The sequence below is a fragment of the Malonomonas rubra genome (assembly GCF_003247215.1).
Lineage (GTDB): Bacteria > Desulfobacterota > Desulfuromonadia > Desulfuromonadales > Geopsychrobacteraceae > Malonomonas > Malonomonas rubra_A.
The window spans coordinates 1-8,783 of the sequence record NZ_QKAP01000122.1 but is presented as its reverse complement, the minus strand read 5'-3'; the positions used below and the strand labels follow the sequence as shown (position 1 = coordinate 8,783).

Annotated in this window: 10 protein-coding genes; all 10 read left to right on the top strand. The window is 49.6% G+C overall.

Features of this window, described 5'->3' with window-relative positions; translation table 11 throughout:
• Window positions 1–46 precede the first annotated feature (46 nt).
• Complete coding sequence (locus tag Q7J88_RS12960; RefSeq protein WP_303722655.1) at window positions 47–604, top strand: PilN domain-containing protein; 558 nt, start codon at window positions 47–49, stop codon at window positions 602–604.
• 17 nt (window positions 605–621) lie between these two features.
• Window positions 622–1,245 (top strand): type 4a pilus biogenesis protein PilO, encoded by a 624-nt coding sequence (locus Q7J88_RS12955; protein ID WP_303722654.1) that lies wholly within the window; start codon window positions 622–624, stop codon window positions 1,243–1,245.
• The gene (locus Q7J88_RS12950) at window positions 1,242–1,763 is read left to right on the top strand and encodes a pilus assembly protein PilP (RefSeq protein ID WP_303722653.1); all 522 of its coding nucleotides are present in this window, start codon (window positions 1,242–1,244) and stop codon (window positions 1,761–1,763) included. The genes Q7J88_RS12955 and Q7J88_RS12950 overlap by 4 nt, the downstream gene beginning before the upstream one ends.
• Window positions 1,764–4,448 carry a type IV pilus secretin family protein gene (gene pilQ / locus Q7J88_RS12945; RefSeq protein WP_303722652.1) on the top strand — a complete coding sequence of 895 codons (2,685 nt, stop codon included), beginning with the start codon at window positions 1,764–1,766 and terminating at the stop codon, window positions 4,446–4,448.
• A 73-nt stretch (window positions 4,449–4,521) separates the two neighbouring features.
• Window positions 4,522–5,034 carry a shikimate kinase gene (locus Q7J88_RS12940; RefSeq protein WP_303722651.1) on the top strand — a complete coding sequence of 171 codons (513 nt, stop codon included), beginning with the start codon at window positions 4,522–4,524 and terminating at the stop codon, window positions 5,032–5,034.
• Window positions 5,024–6,118 carry a 3-dehydroquinate synthase gene (gene aroB / locus Q7J88_RS12935; RefSeq protein ID WP_303722650.1) on the top strand — a complete coding sequence of 365 codons (1,095 nt, stop codon included), beginning with the start codon at window positions 5,024–5,026 and terminating at the stop codon, window positions 6,116–6,118. The genes Q7J88_RS12940 and aroB overlap by 11 nt, the downstream gene beginning before the upstream one ends.
• Window positions 6,119–6,127: 9 nt before the next feature.
• A complete protein-coding gene (locus Q7J88_RS12930) occupies window positions 6,128–6,931 on the top strand; it encodes a tetratricopeptide repeat protein (protein ID WP_303722649.1) in 804 nt (267 codons plus the stop codon).
• On the top strand, window positions 6,924–7,283 hold the full coding sequence (locus Q7J88_RS12925) for a roadblock/LC7 domain-containing protein (protein ID WP_303722648.1): 360 nt from the start codon (window positions 6,924–6,926) through the stop codon (window positions 7,281–7,283). The genes Q7J88_RS12930 and Q7J88_RS12925 overlap by 8 nt, the downstream gene beginning before the upstream one ends.
• A gap of 4 nt (window positions 7,284–7,287) precedes the next feature.
• On the top strand, window positions 7,288–7,740 hold the full coding sequence (gene aroQ / locus Q7J88_RS12920; RefSeq protein WP_303722647.1) for a type II 3-dehydroquinate dehydratase: 453 nt from the start codon (window positions 7,288–7,290) through the stop codon (window positions 7,738–7,740).
• Window positions 7,741–7,749: 9 nt separating this feature from the next.
• Window positions 7,750–8,783, top strand: a 1,034-nt coding sequence (locus Q7J88_RS12915; protein ID WP_303722646.1) for a Xaa-Pro peptidase family protein, incomplete at its 3' end; no start/stop codon positions are given.

The window sequence follows — 8,783 nt, the reverse complement described above, 5'->3', positions numbered from 1 at the left end:
TGATGTCTGTTGCAGTCGGGCTAGCCATGAGGAGGATGGGTGACAAATGATACGGATTAACCTGTTACCAGTTCGTGCGGCCCAGAAGAAGGAGATGCTTCAGGCCCAGTTGGTGGTTGCTGGCCTAGTGCTGTGCCTCGCAGTAGGTGTATGTATTGCTGCGTCTGTCATGGTGGCATCAAAGGTTGAAGAGATGGAGCTGGAAGTCGCCGCTAAAAAAGCCAAGCAGCAGCAGCTCAATAAGCAAATTGGTGAAGTGAGGGGGATAGAGGCCAAGAAAAAGGAGTTGATGTCCAAGCTGCAAATTCTTGACCAACTCAGGTCGAATCGAACCGGACCTGTCCGCATTCTAGATGAATTGAGTCACGCAACACCCGAAAAATTGTGGGTTGAGAACTTTGCACTTGCCGGCGCGGCCGTTGATATCAAGGGAGTTGGTCTGAATCAGGAAACAGTCGCGGATTTTATGCGCAACCTTGAAAATTCGCCGCTCTATCAGAATGTTGAATTGGTTGTTATAGATGAAAAGGTGGTAAAGGGCCGTGCTTTAGAGCATTTTTCAATTAAATGCTCGCTTGAACCTCAGGTAAAATCAAATAAATAATTTGAGGATTATAAGCAATGAACCCAAGGGTTGAGTGGGTACTTAAGAGACCGAAATATCAGCGCGTATTGATGCTCGTTGGTCTTGTTGTGGCATTGATGGGCTTGTACGGATGGGCTCTGGTGCTTCCTGGTATAGAGAGGCTTTCGGAGCTTACTCAGGAGAGTGCGAATCTGCAGGTCAAGATCGATGCAGACAGCCGCGTGGCAGCCAACTTGCCAAGGTATAAAGCGGAGTATGAAAAGCTCCTGAGCAAGCTGGATGAAGCCTTGTCCGAGTTGCCGAACGGGAAAGAAATTCCTGCGCTGCTGACGAGCATCTCGTCTACGGCCAAGACAAGCGGCTTGGATGTACTTACCTTCAAGCCTGGAGCAGAGGTCCCCAAAGGATTTTACGCTGAAGTCCCGGTGTCGTTGAAACTGGAAGGTTCCTTTCATGAACTGGCCAACTTTTTCTACAAGATAGGTACCTTGCCTCGTATTGTAAACATCGGCGATGTGAAAATTGGCCTTATAAAAAGCAAAAAAGGTGACAGTTCCAAGAATAATTTGAGTGTCGATTGTATGGCGATAACCTTCCGCTTTATAGAGGGGGCGACAGGAAATACCGGCGCGGCACCAAAGAAAGGGAGCGCCAAATGAAAAGACATGTCATATCTATCGTCACATTTTCATTGCTGACCCTTGGGTTGTTGGCGGGGTGCGAGGAGTCCGATCAGGCAGTAAATGCTCCGCCTCCAGCGGCGAAGAAGGCTGTCGCTCCAAAGGCCGCTGCAGTAGTAGAGAATACCGAGGTTAAAGAGCAGGTTTATGTGTACAACGGTGAAGGTACTCGAGATCCCTTTAAAAGCCCGCTGGACATACTTGTGGAAGTGTCGGATGCCGGCGTACCTCTGACTCCTTTGCAAAAGTTCGATCTGAATCAGCTGCGTCTGATTGGGGTTATCATCGGCAAAGGTGATCCGAGGGCGATGGTGATCGCTCCTGATGGCAAATCTTTTATTTTGAAAAAAGGCGTCAAGGTTGGAAAAAATAACGGAGTTGTAACGAAGGTTACGACAGACTCCGTAGAAGTGCTTGAAGAGTATATGGATTTTACCGGTGATATTAAGACGAGTGTCGAAGAAATTAAGCTTCCGCAACGAGGAGGATCTAAGTAAATGATCGAGCGGATGATTGGAGCGCGTTTTGTCGGCTTTAAGGCCATCTTGGCGACTGTTGTTGTTACCTTGTTGCTGCCGGCTGTTTCCTGCCTGGCTGAGTCAGCACCGAACAAGATGGTTTCTTTGTCCATGGAGAAGCATGACGGTAAGCCGGCGATAAGGATCGTTACCGAAAACCCTGTTGGATACAGGTATACGGTTTATGATTCAATTGATCCGGTGAGGGTTGTTCTCGATTTCCCCGGAATGGACGTAGCGGGGGTTCAATCCTTATCCAAATCAGATATGCCTCCCGTATCAAAGGTTGATGTTTCTTCCTACGATTTAACTTCTGGCAAGTTGGGCAGGGTTGAAGTCGTTCTGTCTAATTCATCTGACTATGACGTGACGATCAACGATAACGAGTTCCTGCTCGTATTGACGTCTGCGGTGCAGGCGGCACAGGCTGAAGAGCCCAAGCCAACTGTTGAGGAGCCGGCTGCAGCTCCTGTGGCCACGAGCGAAGTTGCACCAACGCCTGTCGTGGAAAAGCCCGTAGTTGCAGAAGCCGTTGAAGAAGTACAACCGGCAAATCTCAAAAATGCCGATGCGATCAACGGTTTGGAAGTTCATGGCAAGTCTGTAACGATTGAGGCAAATGGTCACGTTGAAATATTCAAGTATTTCACCTTGAATGGGCCGTCGCGTCTTGTTGTCGATATCTATGATGTAAAAGCGGATTTTAGCAAGCGCAGTTTTAACCTGACTGATGGGTTCAAGAAAACCCGAGTCGGTGTTTATAAAGATAAGATTCGGTTTGTTTTTGATGCAACGGGCAATGTTCCGGAATACGCGGTTACGAGCACCGGGAATAATGTTGTCGTCTCATGGGGCGCCGGCTCCTCTGCTGCCGAAATGCCTGCTCCCGTTACCATGGGCTCATCGAAATCCACGGTTACCGTCGACGCGGTAGATTTTGTAATCGAAGACGGTTATTCGGTTCTTCGTATAAAGACCGATGGCGCGCCAGCGATTATTTCGCCTTCGCAAAAAGGGGACATTATCGGCTTTGGGATCAAGAATGCGTCGATCAGCAGAGCATTACGACGCGCAATCGATGCTTCGTCATTCCCCAGTGCTATTCGTTTGGTCACACCCTATACGGTGCAGGTTGGCAAAAATCAGGATGTGCGATTCGCTGTCGAACTAAAAGGGACAGCACCTTATACGCTTGAACAGGTCAATGGACTGCTCGAGCTCAAAGTGCAAAATGGCAGTTTTGCCGAACCGCGGCCATTTTCACCTGAACAGGTTGCAGTTGACATGCCTGCCTCGATGGATCTGCCTAAAACTACCTCGGGCCTCGATATGCAAGCAGAGGGCGGCGAGGGTCCTGGTCAATCGGACCTGGCCACCGCCTCGATGGAAGATATGGCCATGGCAGAAGGTTATCCGTCTACTCCCAAGGCCATTGGCGAGGAAGCCGGGCCGAATTACTCCGGACAACGGATCTCCCTGGTGTTTGACAACGCGGATATTCGCAATATTCTGCAGTTGATCGCTGAGGTAAGCGAGTTGAATATCCTGGCCGGCGATGGTGTTGAAGGTACCATTACCCTGCGGCTTATCGATGTGCCTTGGGATCAGGCCCTTGATTTGATTCTCGAGACAAAAGATCTGGGGATGGTCCGTCAGGGTAACGTTGCCCGGATTTTGCCAAGAGAAGCCATTCGCACGATGGAGGAGTCCAAGTTTACCGCCGCGCGAACAAAAGAAAAACTTGAAGACCTCGTCACTGAAGTCATCAAGGTCAGCTACACCGATCTCAAAAATATCGCCACCCCGGTCAAGGGTCTTTTGACTGATCGCGGGAAGCTTACAGAGGATGCGCGTAACAAGCAGTTCATCATCAGTGATATTCCCAAGGTAATCGAAAGTGCCAAGGAGCTTGCCAGCATACTGGACACTCCCGAACGCCAGGTGCTGATCGAAGCCCGTATCGTCGAAGTCAGTACCACGGCTAGTCTTGACCTCGGGGTGAGCTGGAATATCCTTTATGATCAAAACCCGGCCGGTACGCAAAATACGATTGCGCGTACGGGATTCGGGGGGAATTTCGTGATTCCGCCGAATGCAACAACGGGTTCTGTGGCTGGTATCGGTACCGGTTTTACCTGGGGTGCCCTCGGTGTGGACACCACGATTCTTGACCTGCGTCTCTCCGCGGCGGAAGCAGCTGGTGATGGCCGCGTGGTTTCGAATCCGCGCATACTTACCTTGAACGGTGAAAAGGCAAAGATTTCTCAAGGTACGATGATTCCATACCAGACAGTATCGAATGACGAAATAACGACCGAATTGATCGAAGCGGCATTGGCGTTGGAGGTTACTCCTGTTATTAACCCCGATAATACAGTGATCCTGGAGGTGAAAGCTTCGAATAGTTCTCCAGGGACAACGGTTTTAACTGGTGCCGGATCAGCCCCATCGATCGATAAGAAGGAAGCAGAAACCAAAATGCTGGTTAGAGACGGAGACACCATGGTTATTGGTGGAGTCTACGTTGAAAAAGAGGATTTCAGCGAGAACGGTGTGCCTATTCTGATGCACATCCCATTGCTTGGGAACTTGTTTAAAGCTACCAGAACAAATAAAAACCGTGCTGAATTGATGATTTTTATTACCCCGCGAATTATCGAATAATAAATATGCGGAGTTCTTCTTCGATAAAAGGACAGGCTTGCCTGTCCTTTTATCGTCTGTATCAAGGATATCGATGAAAAGGCACATTTTTTTGATCGGTTTTATGGGGGCTGGAAAAACGACAGTCGGTAAATTATTGTCAGAACGTCTTAACATGCAATACTTGGATACTGACACTATCGTTGAATCAAAATCAGGACTTTCGATAGAAAGAATATTTTCACTTAATGGTGAGGAATACTTCAGAGAGCTTGAGTCAACGACGCTGTCTGATCTTCTGCATCAGCATCCATCCGTTGTCTCAACCGGAGGGGGTATCGTCGGCAGGGATAAAAATTGGGCAATGATGCATGAAACAGGCTTGATAGTGTATTTACGCGCAACTTGGCCAATATTGCAGTCACGACTTGGTTCAGGGAAAGGGCGTCCTCTCGCTAGTCAAGAGGAGGGTTGGGAACGAACTAAAAAATTATTGGACAGCAGAATACTCTTGTATGAACAAGCTGATATTATAGTGGATACCGATTGTTTAACAGCTGATGAAGTTGTCAATGAAATTTTGATTAAGGTAGATAATGCGCTCTGACATCGCAAATAAAATTGTTGTTGGGCTCGATGACCGAAGTTACGAAATTATTTTTGGCTCAGGAGTGTTTACATCGCTGCCTGAATTTCTTGAAAACATTCGATTTTCTAAAAGGCTGGTTGTTATTACAAACCCTACCGTCATGGCATACCATGGCGAACGGTTGATGCAGGTTTTTTCTTCGGTTAATCAGCACCCATTGATAATAACCATACCCGACGGCGAAGAATACAAGACATTGTCGACGCTGACATCCATTTATGATCAATTAATGGCAGCTGGTATTGATCGGAGTAGCGGTGTTCTTGCTTTCGGTGGTGGCGTGGTCGGGGATGTTGCCGGTTTTGCTGCGGCAACGTATATGCGAGGCATTCCCTGTGTGCAGGTTCCTACGACGCTATTGTCTCAAGTGGACAGTTCTGTAGGAGGTAAAACTGCAGTTAATCATGCGCAGGGTAAAAATATTATAGGGGCCTTTTCACAGCCGAGATTGGTATGTATTGACGTCGATTTCCTGCGGACGTTGCCTGAACGGGAATATCGTGCTGGTATTGCCGAAGTCGTGAAATATGGCGTGATCCGTAATTATCCATTTTTTGAGTGGCTTGAAGAGAATGTCGAGGCCTTGAATTTGCGGGATACATCCGCTCTATTGCATGCCATAAAGACATCTTGCCAAACCAAGGCGGATATTGTAGAAATTGATGAAAAAGAAGGGTCGTTGCGCGCCATTCTCAATTATGGGCACACTTTTGGCCATGCGGTTGAAACCCTGACAGGTTATAAAAGCTACTTACACGGCGAAGCCGTTTCAATCGGCATGGTTGTCGCAGCGAAAGTAGCCGCGCAAGAGATGTTGTGCAGCGCTGATGATGTGAATCGCATCGCAGCGCTTTTGTGTCGGTTTGGTTTGCCAACGACACCGCCGGATTTTTCAGTCCGGGAATACGTTGCCTCAATGATGCATGATAAAAAAGTCAGCCAGGGAATGCTGCGAATGGTGTTGAATCGCGGCATCGGCGACTGTTTAGTCCAAGAAATTCATAATCTTGAAGCACAATTGTTTCGGATGAGCGGTGGTTAGGAGTAGTTGATGGCTGAAATGACGGATTTGCAGAGGATCATTGCGAATCTAGACAGCGAACTGGCTAAAAATCCAGGATCCAAGTCCTTTGTGCAACTCGCTGATGCTTACCGTCAGGCAAACCAGTTGGACGATGCGCTTGAAGTAGCATTACGTGGTACCTGGATGCATCCGGAGTATGCACCGGGACATGCCGCTGTAGGCCGAATTTATCTTCAGCGACAGGTCCTGGGTAAAGCTGCAGTCTCTTTTCAGCGCGCGATTGAGGCCGACCCTTCCAATATCGATGCCTATAAAGGAATGGCACGGTTAAAACGTGAACAAGGAGATCTGGATGCAGCCGCAGTCATCGTAGCAAAGGCAATGCAGCTGTTTCCTGCAGACAAAGCATTAAGGCAGATGGCCGCGTCGTTACCATCCGGACACCAGCCGGCTGCGGTTTCTGAGACAAAGCCCGCTGCGCAAAGCAGCGATTCTGCCGCTTCTCGTCCAGCAGGCAGCGCAATGAAGCCGATAACAACGGCAACCATCGCAGAAATCTACATGGAACAGGGGTTGTATGGACAGGCATTGACGGTTTACCGCGAGTTACTTGTCGCTACTCCCGAAGACGCTGGCTTGAGGCAGAAAATAGCAGACCTCGAAAAGTTGTTGCGAGGGGAGGCGCCGGCCTCGATGCAGTCGCAGAACCCGCCTGTCGTTCCAGATAAACAATCCGCATCAGTTCAATCACCAGCTAAGAATACGACTTCTGTACTTGAGACCCTGGAGGGATGGTTGACGGCCATCCAGGCGAGGAGGAACAGTGTTTAACGAAATCTTGCAAGGTTTGGTCAAACAATCGGGGGGAGGCGTAGGTGCCGTTCTGATGGGCTATGACGGCATAGCAGTCGAGCAGTATCTTGAGCCGATTGAAGGGCTCGATTTCCAGATGATGGCAGTCGAATATGCCAACGTACTCAAGGAAATCAAGAAGACGGTTGAGATACTTGATACGGGGATGATGGAAGAGGTGGCCATTAAGACCGAGCGTTTCTTCGTAATCATTCGAGCCCTTACGGACGAGTATTTTCTGGCGCTGACCCTGGAACGACGCGGGAATTTTGGTAAAGGTCGCTATCTGATGATGCGCGAAGCGCCAAAACTTCTTGCAGCTCTGAGCTGATGCAATGAAAAAAGTACTCGTACTTCATGGCCCTAATCTCAATCTGCTCGGAAGTCGGGAACCTGATGTATATGGGCACCAGACGCTTGCAGATATAGACAACATGCTCAAGGCCGCTGCTGGTAAAGAGGGTGCTGAACTGGAATCTCTGCAGTCGAACCATGAGGGGGTGCTCATAGACCGCCTCCATCAAACCCTTGTCGACAACACTTTGGGGGTTCTGATCAATCCCGGCGGACTGACGCATAGCAGCGTCGCCCTGCGCGATGCAATTGCCGCGTTGAAAATACCGGTCGTTGAGGTCCACTTATCAAATATTCATGCTCGTGAGCCGTTTCGGCAGCACTCCTATATAGCTCCTGTTGCAGCCGGTCAGGTCAGCGGCTTCGGTGCGACGAGCTATCTTCTTGCCCTGCAAGGGCTTTTAGCGACGCTAAATAAATCCAATTGTAGTTAAATTTCCGCTATGGTAAAAGGCAGAGGGCTTGCAGCCCGCAATATCATCGAAGAGCAGGGGCTCGACGCGCTGCTTTTCACCGATATGGCCAATATCCGCTATCTTTGCGGATTTACCGGCAGTGAGGCTTTGCTGCTGGTCACTCTGTCGGATGCCTATTTTCTGACGGACAGCCGTTATACCACGCAGGCTGAAGCTGAAACCGGCATGCCGGTGCGTACGTTTAAAGTCAAGCACGATGGCATCGTTACCTTGCTGCGAGATTTGAACTGCAGCCGTGTTGGCTTTGAAGCTGCCAAGGTCAGCTACGCTTTGCATCAGGAGTTGAAAAGCGCCACTACCGACATTTCCTGGGTCCCCGTTACAACGACCGACCGAATTCGGCAGCGTAAAGACGAGGACGAATTGTCTTGTATCTGTCGTGCGGCAGATTATAATGCTGCAGCCTTGCAGTCGATTCGTCAGCTGCTGATTCCGGGCGCGCGTGAATGTGACATTGCCCTGGAGCTTGAAGTGGCCTTGCGCAAGTTGGGCGGCGAGGACAAAGCGTTCGATTTTATTGTCGCATCCGGTGAACGGGGGGCATTGCCGCATGGTGTGGCGTCGACTCGTCGACTTGCGGCCGGTGAGCTGATTACGATCGATTTCGGTACTCGCTGCAATGGCTATTATTCAGACGAAACTGTGACCTTGGCGATTGGCTCTGTAGCCGATGATCTGCGACGTTTGCATGATGTCGTACTTGAGGCGCATGATCGTGCAATTGCCGCAGTGAAACCGGGGGAACGGTTGGCCGATATAGACGCCGTCGCCCGTGAATATATCGCGGCGCAAGGCTTTGGTGATTATTTCGGTCATGGGCTCGGTCACGGGGTCGGCTTGGAAGTACATGAATGGCCGCGCGTTTCACCGCAATCAAAAGCGGTCGCCGAAGTCGGCATGGTTTTTACGATTGAGCCTGGCATTTACCTGCCTGGAAAAGGCGGGGTTCGTATTGAGGATATTGTTGCAGTAACCGCGAGTGGCTGTCGGGTGTTGACCCA

Coding starts and splice junctions, on each gene's coding strand:
- Q7J88_RS12960 (WP_303722655.1), top strand. CDS start 47: ATGATACGGATTAACCTGTTACCAGTTCGTGCGGCCCAGAAGAAGGAG.
- Q7J88_RS12955 (WP_303722654.1), top strand. CDS start 622: ATGAACCCAAGGGTTGAGTGGGTACTTAAGAGACCGAAATATCAGCGC.
- Q7J88_RS12950 (WP_303722653.1), top strand. CDS start 1,242: ATGAAAAGACATGTCATATCTATCGTCACATTTTCATTGCTGACCCTT.
- pilQ (WP_303722652.1), top strand. CDS start 1,764: ATGATCGAGCGGATGATTGGAGCGCGTTTTGTCGGCTTTAAGGCCATC.
- Q7J88_RS12940 (WP_303722651.1), top strand. CDS start 4,522: ATGAAAAGGCACATTTTTTTGATCGGTTTTATGGGGGCTGGAAAAACG.
- aroB (WP_303722650.1), top strand. CDS start 5,024: ATGCGCTCTGACATCGCAAATAAAATTGTTGTTGGGCTCGATGACCGA.
- Q7J88_RS12930 (WP_303722649.1), top strand. CDS start 6,128: ATGGCTGAAATGACGGATTTGCAGAGGATCATTGCGAATCTAGACAGC.
- aroQ (WP_303722647.1), top strand. CDS start 7,288: ATGAAAAAAGTACTCGTACTTCATGGCCCTAATCTCAATCTGCTCGGA.